16 protein-coding genes are annotated in these 13,898 nt (G+C 45.0%); 8 read left to right on the top strand and 8 right to left on the bottom strand.

Translation table 11 applies throughout. From position 1 onward, the window contains the following. Nucleotides 1–18 precede the first annotated feature (18 nt). A complete protein-coding gene (locus DL796_RS08460; RefSeq protein ID WP_110201258.1) occupies nt 19–1,086 on the top strand; it encodes a lipid A deacylase LpxR family protein in 1,068 nt (355 codons plus the stop codon). A gap of 45 nt (nt 1,087–1,131) precedes the next feature. On the opposite strand, the gene greB is transcribed toward DL796_RS08460, so the two are convergent. Then, nucleotides 1,132–1,617: a transcription elongation factor GreB gene (gene greB / locus DL796_RS08455; RefSeq protein ID WP_110201257.1), complete on the bottom strand. Its 486-nt coding sequence runs from the start codon at nt 1,615–1,617 to the stop codon at nt 1,132–1,134. 12 nt (nt 1,618–1,629) lie between these two features. After that, the gene (locus tag DL796_RS08450; protein WP_110201256.1) at nt 1,630–1,854 is read right to left on the bottom strand and encodes a hypothetical protein; all 225 of its coding nucleotides are present in this window, start codon (nt 1,852–1,854) and stop codon (nt 1,630–1,632) included. Nucleotides 1,855–2,151: 297 nt separating this feature from the next. Between DL796_RS08450 and DL796_RS08445 the strand changes: the two genes are divergently transcribed. Both DL796_RS08445 and DL796_RS08440 read left to right on the top strand, forming a co-directional pair. Then, nucleotides 2,152–4,377: a TonB-dependent receptor family protein gene (locus DL796_RS08445; RefSeq protein WP_110201255.1), complete on the top strand. Its 2,226-nt coding sequence runs from the start codon at nt 2,152–2,154 to the stop codon at nt 4,375–4,377. 160 nt (nt 4,378–4,537) lie between these two features. Then, the gene (locus tag DL796_RS08440) at nt 4,538–4,876 is read left to right on the top strand and encodes a YqcC family protein (RefSeq protein ID WP_110201254.1); all 339 of its coding nucleotides are present in this window, start codon (nt 4,538–4,540) and stop codon (nt 4,874–4,876) included. A gap of 74 nt (nt 4,877–4,950) precedes the next feature. Here DL796_RS08440 and DL796_RS08435 read toward each other — a convergent pair whose 3' ends face one another. Further along, nucleotides 4,951–5,328 (bottom strand): MGMT family protein, encoded by a 378-nt coding sequence (locus tag DL796_RS08435; RefSeq protein ID WP_227593025.1) that lies wholly within the window; start codon nt 5,326–5,328, stop codon nt 4,951–4,953. A 112-nt stretch (nt 5,329–5,440) separates the two neighbouring features. Here DL796_RS08435 and DL796_RS08430 point away from each other — a divergent pair, with 112 nt between their 5' ends. After that, nucleotides 5,441–5,962 carry a DUF937 domain-containing protein gene (locus DL796_RS08430; protein WP_110201253.1) on the top strand — a complete coding sequence of 174 codons (522 nt, stop codon included), beginning with the start codon at nt 5,441–5,443 and terminating at the stop codon, nt 5,960–5,962. A 46-nt stretch (nt 5,963–6,008) separates the two neighbouring features. Here the strand turns inward: DL796_RS08430 and DL796_RS08425 are convergent, their stop codons facing one another. The 3 genes from DL796_RS08425 to asd form a co-directional block, all read right to left on the bottom strand. After that, entirely contained in the window at nt 6,009–7,361 is a 1,353-nt protein-coding gene (locus DL796_RS08425; protein WP_110201252.1) for a sigma-54-dependent transcriptional regulator, read from the bottom strand. A 191-nt stretch (nt 7,362–7,552) separates the two neighbouring features. Further along, nucleotides 7,553–8,092 carry a cytochrome b gene (locus DL796_RS08420; protein WP_110201251.1) on the bottom strand — a complete coding sequence of 180 codons (540 nt, stop codon included), beginning with the start codon at nt 8,090–8,092 and terminating at the stop codon, nt 7,553–7,555. Nucleotides 8,093–8,151: 59 nt separating this feature from the next. Beyond that, the gene (gene asd, locus DL796_RS08415; protein WP_110201250.1) at nt 8,152–9,003 is read right to left on the bottom strand and encodes an archaetidylserine decarboxylase; all 852 of its coding nucleotides are present in this window, start codon (nt 9,001–9,003) and stop codon (nt 8,152–8,154) included. 354 nt (nt 9,004–9,357) lie between these two features. On the opposite strand from asd, the gene DL796_RS08410 reads away from it, so the two are divergent. Further along, nucleotides 9,358–9,558: a hypothetical protein gene (locus tag DL796_RS08410; protein ID WP_110201249.1), complete on the top strand. Its 201-nt coding sequence runs from the start codon at nt 9,358–9,360 to the stop codon at nt 9,556–9,558. 29 nt (nt 9,559–9,587) lie between these two features. Here the strand turns inward: DL796_RS08410 and rsgA are convergent, their stop codons facing one another. Together rsgA and DL796_RS08400 are read right to left on the bottom strand one after the other, a co-directional pair. Beyond that, nucleotides 9,588–10,628: a small ribosomal subunit biogenesis GTPase RsgA gene (rsgA, locus tag DL796_RS08405; protein ID WP_227593024.1), complete on the bottom strand. Its 1,041-nt coding sequence runs from the start codon at nt 10,626–10,628 to the stop codon at nt 9,588–9,590. Nucleotides 10,629–10,663: 35 nt separating this feature from the next. Then, complete coding sequence (locus tag DL796_RS08400) at nt 10,664–11,047, bottom strand: 4a-hydroxytetrahydrobiopterin dehydratase (RefSeq protein WP_227593022.1); 384 nt, start codon at nt 11,045–11,047, stop codon at nt 10,664–10,666. A 116-nt stretch (nt 11,048–11,163) separates the two neighbouring features. Here DL796_RS08400 and orn point away from each other — a divergent pair, with 116 nt between their 5' ends. Genes orn through tsaE form a run of 3 tightly spaced genes read left to right on the top strand, consistent with a single transcriptional unit; the run spans nt 11,164 to nt 13,888 of the window. Next, nucleotides 11,164–11,733, top strand: a complete 570-nt coding sequence (gene orn, locus DL796_RS08395; RefSeq protein WP_110201248.1) for an oligoribonuclease — start codon at nt 11,164–11,166, stop codon at nt 11,731–11,733. Between the two features lie 8 nt (nt 11,734–11,741). After that, a complete protein-coding gene (locus DL796_RS08390) occupies nt 11,742–13,349 on the top strand; it encodes an NAD(P)H-hydrate dehydratase (protein WP_110201247.1) in 1,608 nt (535 codons plus the stop codon). Nucleotides 13,350–13,393: 44 nt separating this feature from the next. Continuing rightward, on the top strand, nt 13,394–13,888 hold the full coding sequence (tsaE, locus tag DL796_RS08385) for a tRNA (adenosine(37)-N6)-threonylcarbamoyltransferase complex ATPase subunit type 1 TsaE (protein WP_227593020.1): 495 nt from the start codon (nt 13,394–13,396) through the stop codon (nt 13,886–13,888). The last annotated feature ends 10 nt before the right edge of the window (nt 13,889–13,898 follow it).

Below are 13,898 nucleotides of genomic sequence, written 5' to 3'. Positions count from 1 at the left end.
TAAGGAAATCTATACCCCATGAATCTCCACAAAATTCTACTCTTCGGAGCTTTCTGCCTATCATCTGTTTCGCTGCAAGCTATTGAGCTGGCCGATACCGATCTTAAGCCAAACTCCAAGCAACACTCTAAGCCAGATAGAGTGCAATCGGTAGACGAGGTTGGCTCATTCGCAACCCTAACCCTTGAGAATGATTTGTTTGCCGGGAAAGACGGTGGTTATACCAACGGCATCGGCTATAGCTGGGGTTACGGCCCTTACACTGACTTTTCTGAAAGCAATGCGCCGAGCTGGCTAGTGGATATGGGAGAGTTCTTATTTATCGACGCCAGTGATGATAAAGAAAAAGCGGTTAGCTACAGTATCTTCCAAGGCATGCAAACGCCGGAAGATATTGAGTCTGAAGAGCTTATTGAAAACGACCTGCCCTATGCGGGGCTGTTAGGCTGGCGAGGAACGCTATATGCTTGGGATAATGACGTCGCCGATCAGTTTTCCTTAATCATGGGTATGGTTGGCCCCGCTTCCCTTGCAAAAGATACGCAAAAAGCCGTACATCACATTACCGGCTCGGACAAACCGCGAGGCTGGAAAAATCAATTACACAATGAGTTTGTGTTTAGTGTTACTGGGCAGCGCAGTTGGCGCTTCGCTATGGGCAATGGTGATGGAATGGGGATGGACTTTTTGACCTTTGCTAGTGCTAGCGCAGGAACCTATAACTCAGAAGTCGCTACGTCAGCCATGTTCCGTTATGGCTCTGGCTTGGAGCAATCCTTTCCTGCGGTGAGCATCTTGCCTGGTCGCGACATCAACCCCTTGGCAGGGGCGGAGAGTGAGCACTTTTATATGTTCTTTGGAGCTCAAGCACGTTATGCCTTCAATGATATATTTGTAGATGGCAACACTTTTAGAGACAGCCACTCAGTGACACTTAAAAACGAAGGCTTCATCCTTTCAACTGGCGCGGTCTGGAGCTGGCAACAGTGGGGCATGATATTCTCGCTAGCCGAAACCAGCTCAACGTTCGAGGAACGCCCTGGTAAAGCACGCTTCGGCTCCTTGAGTATTAACTATCGGTTCTAGATGAGATGGCTTCTCCTAGCCTAGACGGGTCTAAAAACATTAACTCTACTCGTGCGGGCTTGGGTATTCGATATCGACTATCCATAATTTTTTTGTTTCTTCGGGCAGCCTCACGATTACTTCATCGTCTAGCTGCTTGCCCAATAGTGCTCTAGCCATTGGTGAGTCAACGCTGATATAGGTTGGCTCTACGTCAAATTCATCGGAGCCGACGATACGGTAAACCGTTTCTTTGTCATTTTCATCAGCAACCGTCAATCGCGCGCCAAAATACACCTTGTCTTGATTGCTAGGGGTGTGCTCGATAACTTGCATCTCAGCCGTTCGTTTTTGCAAGTAACGCACACGGCGATCAATTTCTCGCAGTTGCTTTTTGCGATAAATATATTCTGCATTTTCGCTTCGGTCGCCTTCTGCGGCGGCCGCATTAATCGCGCGAGTGACTTCTGGGCGAAGGTTTTTCCATAGATGCGCTAGTTCGTTACGCAAGCGAACAGCCCCAGCGGCTGTAATCAAATTTGAGCGTTTCATGTTTCTAAATAACTAATTATCGTCGTCTTTATTTGGATTGGCTTCTAGTTGTTTATCGATATTGTCAATACGCTTATTCATCTCGTCTTCAACTGCTTTAGCTTTGTCGAGCTGACGCTTTTTATAATCGCTAAGCTCAGTGCGCTCCTCAGGCTCAGAATTACAGCCAGAGGCCAAAGCGATAGAAGTCGCCAATAATAGGTATGTTAAGTATTTCATGTGGATGCCTTTAATCATGCCGAATCCTATTATAGGAAGCTCTTCAGTTATCAACAATAGGTTCGGCGAAACTATTCAGGGCATTGTCTGCAGAACTTCCTATATTTCACAGCAAGATGTAACCTGCTGATATTTAAAGTGTTTAAAGAGGGGGGATTATGAGTTTTTAAGTATAAATACGCCTATAAGACTTGCGTATTAGCAGAGTTCCAAAAAAAAACATAAAAAAGCAGAAAACATTATGGTAATCATTCTCATTTAGATTTATAATCCCGCTCAAAACTTAAACCCAACAATTTTGTTAGGAAAAACACAATGAAACCTACATTTCGATTAAGCCTTCTAGCTTCTGCTATTATCGTAGGAATGACCTCAACCAGCTCTGTTCTTGCTGAAGAAAAAGCGAGCGATGATCTGGAAGTGATTACCATTATTGGTGATAGCTCAAACACTAAAAAAATCGCGGGCTCTGCACATATCGTGACTGAAGCTGAACTTGAGCAGTTTAAATACAGTGACGTTAATCGTGCTGTACGTCAGGTGCCAGGTGTTTATATCCAATTGGAAGATGGTTTAGGTTTACGTCCAAACATCGGTCTTCGTGGCACAGGTACTAGTCGTACTGGTCGCGTAAGCTTGATGGAAGACGGTGTTTTAATCGCGCCGGCGCCATATGCCGCATCTTCTGCATATTACTTCCCAACTTTTGATCGAATCACAGGCATCGAAGTCTTAAAAGGCCCTGCTAACATTAAGTATGGTCCCTTCACAGTGGGTGGTGCAGTAAACTTGATTTCACGTCAGATCCCACAAGACGGCGAAGGTCAGTTAAAGCTTGAGAAAGGCCAACATGAAGAACTACACGGTTACTTCTACTACGGCGATAGCTTTGATAACTTCGGTTATTTAGTTGAAGTTAACGACCATCAATCTGACGGTTTTAAAACGATCGATCGTATTGGCCAAGAAACAGGATTCGAAAAGGCAGATCAAGTTGTAAAGCTGCGTTTTAACACTGATACAGATGCAAATGTTTACCAACAGTTAGACATTAAATTGCAAAACTCTTATGAAGAGTCTGATCAGTCGTACATGGGCTTAACCGATGTGGATTTCGCTGCTAACCCTTACAGAATGTACGGTGTTTCAGCAGGTGATAACTTCAAAGGTAAGCACCAGCAAGTTGTCCTAAACTACTTTGCTGATCTGAACGATAACTTTGACCTAAACGTAACGGCATACCAGAACGATTTCGCACGTAACTGGTACAAAACGGGTAAATTCTACGTTGAAGATAACGCTAACCCAGGTAGCTACAACAGCGTAAGCTGGTCATCAGTGGTTGGCGAAATCAACTCTAACCGTGGCAGCGCCCTAGCAAACTACTACCAGTCAATTCTTAACGGTGGTAACAGTGGCAATGACCTAATCGACAAAGTAGACGGCAACCGTGCTTATTTAAGCGAAGGCGTTCAAGCTCGTTTGGACTGGAGCTTTATGACGGGTAGCGCTGATCACTTTGTACAGTTGGGCGTGCGCGTGCATGAAGATGAAGCCGATCGTTTCCAACGCCGTGGTTATTTCAAGCAAGAAAACGGTCAGTTAGTATCTGTTGACCCAGGTGTATGGGGCGATGCGGGCAACCGAATCGACTCTGCTGAAGCAACGTCATACTACTTAACTGACGTTATTACATGGGGCGACTGGACATTAACCCCAGGCGTTCGTTATGAAGACGTGGAGCTAAGACGCGATAACTGGGGCTCAGCGCCAGACCGCTCTGCGGCGGCTAGTGTGCGCACTAACAGCGTATCAGAAGTGCTTCCAGGCTTTGGTGCTGTGTGGGCAATTAACGATACTACTAGTGTTTTATTCGGCGCACACAAAGGTTTCGCACCTCCAGGAAGCAGCGCAAACGACAAACCTGAAGAAAGCTGGAACTACGAAATGGGCTTACGCTTCAGTGGCTCACAATACTCAAGCGAATTAATTGCCTTCTACAGCGATTATGAAAACTTGTTGGGCGAATGTACGCTAGCTAACAGCGGTTGTGACATCAACAATGAAGGCGACAAGTTCAACGGCGGTAAAGCTGAGGTTAAAGGTGTTGAGTTGCTTGTAAGCGGTGAGTTTGCTGAAAACTGGCCAGCGCGTTTAAGCTACACTTTCACAGACACTGAGTTCGGTAGTTCATTCGACAGCAACGTTTGGGGTTCGGTAGACGCGGGGCAGCCAATTCCATACATTCCTGAGAATCAAGCTCAATTATTGATGGGCTATGATAATCAGAAGTGGAGTGTTTTAACCAGCATCAACTACACTGACAGCGTTTGTACTAAGCCGGCGTGTGGTGAGTTCCAGCGTACAGAAGAAAGAACGATTGTTGATGTTTCTGGCGAAGTTCAAGCGAATGAGAACGTTGCATTCTACGCGACTATCGAGAACATCACAGACGAAGATACGATTGTCGCTCGCGAGCCTTATGGTGCGCGTCCAGACAAGCCAAGAACAGCGAAGATTGGTGTGAAATTATCATTCTAATCTGACCCTTGTGTCGAAAAGCCCGCTTGTTGCGGGCTTTTTTATGGATAGAAACTATATAACCCCATAAACCCAGAGCGAAAACACCTAGCTGAGAGGCTCTGTAAACGAGTTTAAAATGGTGTAAAATTAGCAGTATCAGTTGAGAAAACTAACGCTTATGAAACAAATTGATTGGTTTGAAGAATACTTAAAAGTTTTTGATCGCATTGAGAAGCGGTTAATTGAGTTAGATTTGTGGTCTGAAAAACGCCCGGCAGCAGAAGCTTTTGAAAGCACTATGCCGTTTTGTGTGGATACTTTAAAGCTCGAGCAGTGGATTCAGTTTATTTTCTTACCAAAAATGCGCCGCAGCGTAGAGCGTAACGAATTGCCGCCGGGTCCCGCTAAGCTCGCACCTATCGCGGAAGAAGCCTTTAAAGAAACCGAGGACGCAGAAAAGTTAATTAAAGCGATAGAGAAGTTTGACGAAGTGTCTCATCTGAGCCATTTGCATTAAGCCAAACACACTAAGTCGAGTGACGGCTTAGTGTTGTACTGGGTGACGTCATACAGAGCCGTTCGATGAAACGGTTAGCGAAAAAAATCTTCGGCATTAATGCCTTTTGTTGGCTTGGGGTTTACTTCTTGTAACGGATGTTCCCAAGCGTATTGTTTTAAATCCACTTTTCCTTTGACTACCTTAACCCCTTCTTTTTCGAGCAAAGACTGCTGAATGGCATAATGATCGCTATCTGGGGAGAAAGCAATTTTTCCGTTAGAGCCGATCACTCTTTGCCAAGGAAGGTTTTGTCTGTCTGGTGCCGCGCCGAGCGCTTTACTGACGTGTCTGGCGTGTCTTGGGTATCCTGCTAATTTAGCAATGTAGCCGTAACTCGTGACTTTGCCACAGGGGATTTTATTCACCCAGTAATACACTTGCTGGCGGAATTGCTCCATGTCGCTACTCATGCTGCTCTCTACTGCTCTGAAGGTCTCTGTTTAAAATCTTAACACAAGGTTTTTGCCAAGGGCGATAGCTAGGCGTATATTGGTATTTTTATAAAAGGTGAAAGGAGTTTTCATGCAGGATTTAATCAATATGGTTTTGGGGGCAAATAACAAAGGTGCTGTTGAGCAAATTGCCAACCAATTGAATCTAGATAAACAGCAAACGAGTAATGCGTTAGAGCAAGTTTTACCTGCCTTGCAACAGGGCATGAAGCAAAACGTCCAAAGTGAAGGTGGTTTATCATCACTTCTTGGCGCTTTATCCAGTAGCAAGAATCAGCAGTATGTCGATAACCCACAACAACTGGCTGAGCCACAAGCAGTGGACAATGGTAATGCGATTCTGGGGCACCTGCTTGGTAGTAAGGAAACCAGTCGCCAAGTAGCGGCACAGGCTGCCAGTAAAACGGGGCTTGATAGCGGTATTCTAAAGCAACTGCTACCGCTAGCGGCTAATATGTTTATGGGTTCATTAGCCAAGGAATCTAATACTGGCTCTAATCAGCAAGGTTTCTTACAAGGAATGCTAGACGCAGATAATGACGGCTCAGTGTTGGATGATGTCGCTGGTATGGCGAGTAAACTTTTTCGCTAGTCTTTCAAAGTAATACTAAGCCCTGCTTGCAGGGCTTTCTTTATGATTACAACATAATTTCGTGCTTTGAAATTAAACGGTAAAGACTGGTTCGTGAAATCCCCAAATCTTTGGCCGCCTGAGAATGGTTATAGCCAGCTTGGGCAATGGTTCTGACTACTATATCTTTTTCCACCCTATCTTTGGCGTCCTTTAGCGTCAGGGTGTGAAGGTGATTGTCGTTGGGTAGCTCAAGGTGACTTTCATTGATGATATCATCGTTGGCTAAAATAATTGCTCGTCGAATTCGGTTCATCAGCTCTCTAACGTTACCAGGCCAATGATATTGTTGCATGGCGCCAAATGCACACTGGGTAAAGGCTTTTGCTTCATTTTTCGGGCAAAAGTGGTCTAAGAAATATTGTGCCAAAGGCTTTATATCTTGATGACGTTCACTCAGTCTAGGCGCCTCAATTGTGGTTGTAGATAAAGCGTTATACAAAGCTTCGCTGAAAAGATTTTTTTGTACCAGCTGACGAAGATCACTACTGCTGGTTGCAATAATACGGCAGCTACTACTCGACGCCTTGTCTGAGCCTATGGGGTAAAAGATTTGCTGCTCGAGATATTGAGTTAAACTCGATTGAACGGATAGTGGAAGATCTTCTATATCCGTTAACAATAAAGAGCCCTGATGGCACTGCGTAATTTTTCCAATTTTGGCTTCGCAGTTGGGGTAAAGGCTTCCTTGTTCATGCCCAAATAGCTCTGAGTGAAGCAGAGACTCCGAAGCAGCACCGCAGCTTATGGTCTTGAAAGGACCGGTGGCAAACTGTGAGTTTTTGTGGAGCAAGCGACCGAAAAAGCTTTTGCCAGTGCCACAATCTCCAGTTATCAAAACGGACTCTTTCCCTCGTGCGACAACTGATATGCGGTTTCTTAGTTTTTCTGTTTCTTTAGAGTGTCCAATTAAGTCATCTCGGTTATTTTGAACTTTGTAATGCTCCAGCTTTTGACTTTGAAGTTGGGCCATGCCGAAGGCGTGACCTATGGTTGCCAGTAAGTAATCATAGCGAAGAGGTTGGCGATGATAGTCATAAAATAGGTGACTGAATAAAATGCTTGGGTGGGTCTCAAGCCACTCCTCGGAAGGAACTATCGCTATCCATTTAGTAATAATGTTTAGGCTGGAGAGAGTTTCTAGCTCTGAGGCGTCAGGGATTTGCTCTTGGTCAAAATAAATAATGACCACTTCAAAACGCTGCTGCTTAAACAGTTTTTTGAATTCCTTTAAGTTAGGTGCAATATGGACGCACCAACTCCTTGCTTCAAGCTTTTGTCGTAATGTCGTCGACACATCCCCGTAATCGAGGATTAATGTTGCGCGAGCCTGTCCGTTAGGCTCCAGTAAATGGTTCACTGCTGCCCCTCCTATATCACAAATCCATCTAGAGTCTTATGGGTTAAATCAGTACATCGAATTAACGGACTCTTAGTATTTAAAACTATCCTTTGCCTAAATCATGCCACAGCTGTGGCCGTTTGTGTATAGAGGAAGTGTATAAGTTATTGACACTTATACACTAATTAGCAGAAGTTATAAGATTTTCATTACAATATGCGGCTAAGAACGTCAGTGTTTTTGTCTTTATCAATGAAACGGTGCTTGAGCGAGCCTAAAACATGAAGCACTACGAGGCCGAGCAAAATGTAGGGCAAGATTCCATGTGCCGAAAGAGCTTTTTCTGAGTTATCCATGTTATCGGGGACAAATCCAGGCACTTCTATACCAAACCACTCCACAGGAAACCCGGCAAAGTCAGACATCAAATAGCCAGAAATAGGGACTAAAAGCATCAGCAGATACAGTAAGAAATGGGTCGTTTTGGTGAGTATTTTTTCCCATCCCGCCAATTCGCTCGGTAATTTTGGAATTGGGCTAAAGAAGCGCACCAAAAGGCGCAGGACAATTAGGGCTAATAAGCTGATGCCAATTGATTTATGGACTGGATAGATATCATATTTAGTTGGGTCTTCGTCAGGGAGCCCCGCCATATACCAGCCGACAGCAATCATGCCGAGAATTAAAAGCGCAATAAGCCAATGCAGAATTCGCATCAGCAATGTGTACTTGTTAGTGTTTGAGGCCATAGTTCTGACTCCGATTGCTTGAGTTAAAAAGCGCCAATATTTATTGCACCTTATAAACATTATTTCTTTTGTGCCAAAGGTGCTCCCATAGTCGTTGGCGCATAAGCTTTCATGTTGGCTTCCCACTCAATCGTGTCTTTAGGGAACAGTAAAATAACCGTTGAGCCAAGCTTAAAGCGACCCATTTCAGCACCTTTTTCTAATTGAATATCCTTGTCGTTGTAATCCCAAACTTTGATATCGTCGCGAGTCGGTGGCGTGATTGTGCCTTCCCAAACGGTTTCAATGCTGCCAACAATGGTCGCGCCGACGAGCACCATGGCCATAGGTCCGATTTCAGTATCGAACATAGCAACGACACGCTCATTACGAGCAAATAGGTTTGGTACATTTCGCGCTGTCAAAGGGTTCACGCTAAACAGTTTGCCAGGCACATGTAGCATTTTTGTTAGTTTGCCTGCCATCGGCATGTGAACACGGTGGTAATCTTTTGGTGATAAATAAATCGTCGCGAATTCGCCATCTTCAAAAGGCTTTGCTAACTCTGCATCGCCACCAAGCAGGGTCTTAGCGCTGTAACGATGACCTTTTGCTTGGAAAATAAAACCCTGCTCAACAGGGCCAAGCTGGCTCACTTTACCATCGGCTGGATTAACGATAACCTCGTCGCCTTCAGCAATAGGGCGCACGTCAGGCTTAAGGCTGCGCGTAAAAAAATCGTTGAAGGTTTCATAATCTTCAGGGTTTTCACGCTCGGCAATACTCATATCAATGCCGTATTTCTTAATAAACCACTTAGAGAAAGTGTTTTTAATAGTGGCATTTCTACTTTCCGCGATTTTGCCCATCAATAAAGACAAGCCGTGCTGCGGGATAAGGTACTGTAATAAGACTTTTAATTTATCAGCCATGTTGGTTTTGACCGTTACTATGGTAGTGGTTACTTTAATTGATTGAATTGTAACTTAAATATTGTATTCAGACTACGGGTAGTCTTTTTACCCTTTTCTTTGCTCGTCCAAAGAAAAGGGCTAAAAGAAAAGACGCCCCATGACGTTAGGCCCTTTGGGCTCTGCTTGTTCATAAATTATTGACATTTGATTAAACGAAATTGCTGAGATTAGTTTTGCACAAATCGTTCTATTTTTGATTCGTGACTCTGCGGGATCACCGTTGACACCTCAGGGACCTGCCGATAAGATTTGAAGCGTCCTCACTGAGGCGAACTATAAAAACTAAGAACCAATAAGGACAGAAACAGAAGTATGAATATTAGTCTAACTGTAGCAGTAAACTTTGTTTTAATATGGGTGTTAATCGCTACGTCTCTTGCTTACTTTCTTGGGAAATCAAGAGTTAAAGATTTGAAAGCAACGGTTATTTTGCATTTCTTCTTGGGCTTTTTTCCCCCGCTTAGCATGATTTGTTTGGCGATACTCGGCAGCAAAAAAGAAATTACTGCGTAACTTCTTTTTTGATGGCTTGGTTAAGCTTGTTAACTGAACTGCTGATCGTAATTCTGAATAAGGTGGTGATAGTTTTTCATGCGTGATGGTGCTATCTCACCATTTTTCGCCGCTTCAAGCACAGCGCAGCCAGGCTCTTTGATGTGCTTACAATCTCTAAATTTACAGTTCTCGGCAATTTTATAGATCTCGATAAAACCTTGTTGGATGTCATGGTCTTCAAGATGCCACAGGCCAAACTCACGAACTCCCGGCGAGTCGACAAGAAAGGTTTCTTGATCTAAGCGGTATAAACGCGAGGCGGTGGTGGTGTGTGTGCCTAAACCTGAATTTTCCGAAATATCGGCGGTGGCTACGTCTAAATCAGGGAATAGATATTTAATTAAGGTTGATTTACCAACCCCCGATTGCCCTGCTAATAACAACTGCTTTCCGCGAAGGTCTTCAACTAGCTGTTCAACTTTGTGGCCATGTTTAGCGCTAATAAAGTATATCGGGTAGCCGATGTCTTTATAGATCTGCAGGCGCTTCTGGATCTCGTCTTTTTCTTGCTCGTCAAGCAAGTCCCACTTGTTGAAAATCAACCAGACTGGAATATTGCTGGATTCGGCGGCCACTAAATAACGGTCTAGGAGCATTTCAGAAAAACCAAGTTCTGGTGCAAGCAAAAGTGCAATTAGGTCAATATTGGCGGCTACGGGTTTAATTCCGTGATGCGGGGTTGGGCGCTTCAGTAGGGATTTGCGTTCCTCAAAACGCACCAGTACGCCAGTATCGAGTTTATCTTGTCGCTGGAAAGTGGCTTTGTCGCCAACCACAGGCACTTCTTTGGCGCGTCTCAAAAAGCATCGAATGGTATTGAAGTCTTGATCAGCGATATCGACTTGCTGACCAAAACGACTAATGACGATGCCATGCTCTTCAGGACCGAGGCTGTCTCTCTCTATTGGTGCCGGCTCGATTGAATCTGCCGCTATTGAGGGAGTCTCAGCTTTAACCGGACTGTTCTTAGCATAGCTTCTTTTTCTCTGTTTGCTCTTTTGAGGAGTTTGCTTGCGTTTCTTTCCCAAAGTTTGGCCTTTTGCTGTGGTTGTGCGGCTATCGTTTAATCTTGGAAGTTCGGGCCAAACGAGCCATTATTGTCTAAGGCGTCGATGTGCGCGGCACAAATCAGATCGTTTAAGCATAAGCTGTTACCAGCATCATGAGTGGTGTAACGCACTAAGCAGTGACCATAGCTCACCTCTAGATCAGGGTGATGCGCTTGTTTGTTAGCGATCCAAGCTACAGCGTTCACAAACGCCATGGTGTGGTAGTAGTTTTTGAATTTAAACTTTCGTGATACTTCGCCTTTTTCAGCATCATAGTTCCACTCTGGAAGCTGCTCTTTTAACAAAGAATCGCGAGTGTCGTTATCCAGTGGTTTTTTTGAATCATCGTTATGTACGCACTGTTGAGTCGAAAGTTGCATTGATGCTACCTGCTCCATAATTACTCCAAAAATCGTTAAAGTTTGTGGCCAGCGCCACATGTGTTTAAATTATTGTCTATAATAACGTAACTAGCAGCATATTTTTAGCAAAACTCAAATAACAGGAGTGTTTTGTGGCACAAAGTGCGGATAATTTAATTTGGGTCGATCTTGAAATGACGGGATTGGATCCAGAAACCGATAAAGTCATCGAAATCGCGACTATTGTTACCGATAAAGATTTGAATATTTTAGCGGAAGGGCCGGTTATCGCGATTCATCAAGATGACGAGACTCTAGAGAACATGAACGAGTGGTGCGTGGTTCAGCACGGTAAGTCAGGACTTACTCAGCGCGTCAAAGACAGCACCATTGACGAAGCCGAAGCTTCAAGGCTCACCATCGAGTTTCTTAAAGACTGGGTGCCAGAAGGTAAATCACCAATGTGTGGCAATACAATCTGCCAAGATCGCCGTTTTATGGTGAAGCATATGCCAGAGCTAGAGCGTTATTTCCACTATCGCCATGTTGACGTCAGCACCTTAAAGGAACTGGCGCGTCGCTGGAAACCAAGTATTCTTCCTGGCTTTACTAAAAGTGCAACTCACCTAGCGCTGGACGATATTCGCGAGTCGATTGCGGAATGTGCTTATTATCGTGAGCACTTTATCGACCTAACTGAATCAAGTGCTGAATCGGACTAAAGAAACCTATGCAGCCCTTATTTTCTGTCGATAGCATTAAACGCATTGAACGTTCCTTCGTAAAACAGGAAGGCATCGAGCTCTATGAGTTAATGCAAAGGGCGGGGGCTAGTGCCTTTGAGCAAGCGAGACGACTGTGGCCACAAGCTAGTCACTGGATAATTGCTACTGGAGCTGGCAATAACGCAGGGGATGGGCTCGTAGTCGCGCGGCATGCGCTGTTGGCAGGCTTTGACGTGACGCTGGTTTCTTTAAAGCCCTACAGCGAATTTAAGGGCGATCCGCAAAAAGCATGGCAAGAGTTACTCTCGATAAAAAAAGATTCGCATCAAAGCTTTGACATCCTTGGCCTTGAACAAGCGCTCGATACGGACTTATCCAGTGCAGACTTAGTCGTTGATGCTCTGCTTGGGACTGGCGTAAAAGGCGAGTTAAAGGACGAGTACTGCCAGATTCTCAGTAAATTGAATTCTTTATCAAGTGCGAAAGTAGCGCTCGACATCCCCACAGGGATTTATGCGGATAGTGGGCTTTGCGCGACTAAAAACGGTCAAAATACCGTATTTCGAGCCGATGCGACAGTTAGCTTTGTGGCTTTGAAAACCGGCCAGCGTTTAAATCAGGCTTTGCAGTACCAAGGCGAACTTATACTCGAAACTTTGGGCGTACGCCATGCCTTAAGTTTCGGGGAAGAGCCTGAAGCTTATTGCAGTAATTTACAGCAGCTCAAAGAGAAGCTTCCTACTCGACATGACGTAGGTTCTAAGTTTGATTGTGGGCATGCGCTATTAATCGGCGGCGGTGCGCACTTGGGCGGTGCAGTCATTTTGGCCGCTAGCGCTGCTTTGAAGTCTGGTGCAGGGATGGTATCTGGCTGGATCCACCATTCTCAGCAAGTCGCTGGCTTGAGCGTGTGTCCAGAAATTATGTGGCGCGGTTACAACAGTCATACAGATTTTCAAGAGCTGGCAGATCTGAGTCGCTATCAGGCAGTAGGCTTCGGCCCTGGCTTAGGGCGAGATTCGACCGCGGAACAAATCTTCTTAGATGTGATAACTAAGCTGCAAACGACTGATATTCCATGTGTTTTGGACGCCGACGGTTTATACTGGCTATCTAAATATACGTCAGTGCCGTTGCCGGTACAAAGCGTATTGACGCCGCATGCGGGTGAAGCGTGCCGCCTATTGAATGCGCAAGAAGAAGACGTGTTTTCGACGGGGCGGATCGAGCCACAGTTAAGCGTGGATACAGCTTACGTCACGCAGAATCGCATTAAAGTTGCTCAAACACTGGCAAAAAAATATAGTGCTATCTGTGTGTTAAAAGGGGCGGGCACTGTTCTTAGCAATGGCGAAGAAACAATTGTTTTAGCCGGCGCCCATGCTGCAATGATGACCGCAGGCCTCGGCGATGTATTAACGGGCTTAATCACCAGCTTCATTGTCCAAGGAGCGAAACCTTTGGATGCGGCGTTGCTTGCGACGCAAATTCATTATGAAGCTGCGATCAGTGCTGCCGGCGAGCGCCGTCGAGGTGTAACCGCGAGCGAGGTCATAGAGGCAAGCTCGAAACTGATTAACCAACTCGATCAAGCTAATGATAGGCACTTTTAAATCTGTGCTTGTGGAGAATGTTAGATAAGAACTGGGAATCTTGAGTGGAAAATAAAACAAACGAACAACCGACGCTGAGTTTCTTGTTAGACGGAGAGCATGAGACCGTTGCCTTAGGGTTTGCTCTTTCCAAATTGTTGCCGAAATCATTCGTACTCTACCTCTATGGTGATCTGGGCGCGGGTAAAACCACCTTTGTGCGTGGTGTTTTACAAGGCTTGGGCCACCAAGGTGCAGTAAAAAGCCCAACTTATACCTTGGTAGAGCCGTATCAACTTCAGCAAAAAAGTGTCTACCATTTTGATCTTTATCGTCTGGCAGACCCCGAAGAGCTTGAGTATATTGGCATTCGTGAGTATCACGAAGACGATGCCTTATTAATCTTTGAGTGGCCGGACAAAGGGGCTGGAATGATTCCTGAGGCTGATCTTGTGATTGAGCTCGAGTATCAAGGATTAGGCCGCAAAGCTGAATTTACTTTTACCGATGAAGTGCTTGGGCAAGAAATTGCACAAAAAATGCGCCAAATAATCGGCTAACGCTAGCCAA

The organism is Kangiella spongicola (assembly GCF_003194565.2).
Classification (GTDB): domain Bacteria; phylum Pseudomonadota; class Gammaproteobacteria; order Enterobacterales; family Kangiellaceae; genus Kangiella; species Kangiella spongicola.
This window is presented reverse-complemented; position numbering and strand designations above follow the sequence as displayed.

What these genes read in the sequence shown, in the direction of transcription:
- greB (WP_110201257.1), bottom strand. Translation starts at nt 1,617, where the DNA reads ATGAAACGCTCAAATTTGATTACAGCCGCTGGGGCTGTTCGCTTGCGT.
- DL796_RS08400 (WP_227593022.1), bottom strand. Translation starts at nt 11,047, where the DNA reads ATGGAGCAGGTAGCATCAATGCAACTTTCGACTCAACAGTGCGTACAT.
- DL796_RS08450 (WP_110201256.1), bottom strand. Translation starts at nt 1,854, where the DNA reads ATGATTAAAGGCATCCACATGAAATACTTAACATACCTATTATTGGCG.
- DL796_RS08410 (WP_110201249.1), top strand. Translation starts at nt 9,358, where the DNA reads ATGAATATTAGTCTAACTGTAGCAGTAAACTTTGTTTTAATATGGGTG.
- DL796_RS08430 (WP_110201253.1), top strand. Translation starts at nt 5,441, where the DNA reads ATGCAGGATTTAATCAATATGGTTTTGGGGGCAAATAACAAAGGTGCT.
- DL796_RS08435 (WP_227593025.1), bottom strand. Translation starts at nt 5,328, where the DNA reads ATGAGTAGCGACATGGAGCAATTCCGCCAGCAAGTGTATTACTGGGTG.
- DL796_RS08460 (WP_110201258.1), top strand. Translation starts at nt 19, where the DNA reads ATGAATCTCCACAAAATTCTACTCTTCGGAGCTTTCTGCCTATCATCT.
- asd (WP_110201250.1), bottom strand. Translation starts at nt 9,003, where the DNA reads ATGGCTGATAAATTAAAAGTCTTATTACAGTACCTTATCCCGCAGCAC.
- DL796_RS08420 (WP_110201251.1), bottom strand. Translation starts at nt 8,092, where the DNA reads ATGGCCTCAAACACTAACAAGTACACATTGCTGATGCGAATTCTGCAT.
- DL796_RS08445 (WP_110201255.1), top strand. Translation starts at nt 2,152, where the DNA reads ATGAAACCTACATTTCGATTAAGCCTTCTAGCTTCTGCTATTATCGTA.
- DL796_RS08390 (WP_110201247.1), top strand. Translation starts at nt 11,742, where the DNA reads ATGCAGCCCTTATTTTCTGTCGATAGCATTAAACGCATTGAACGTTCC.
- DL796_RS08440 (WP_110201254.1), top strand. Translation starts at nt 4,538, where the DNA reads ATGAAACAAATTGATTGGTTTGAAGAATACTTAAAAGTTTTTGATCGC.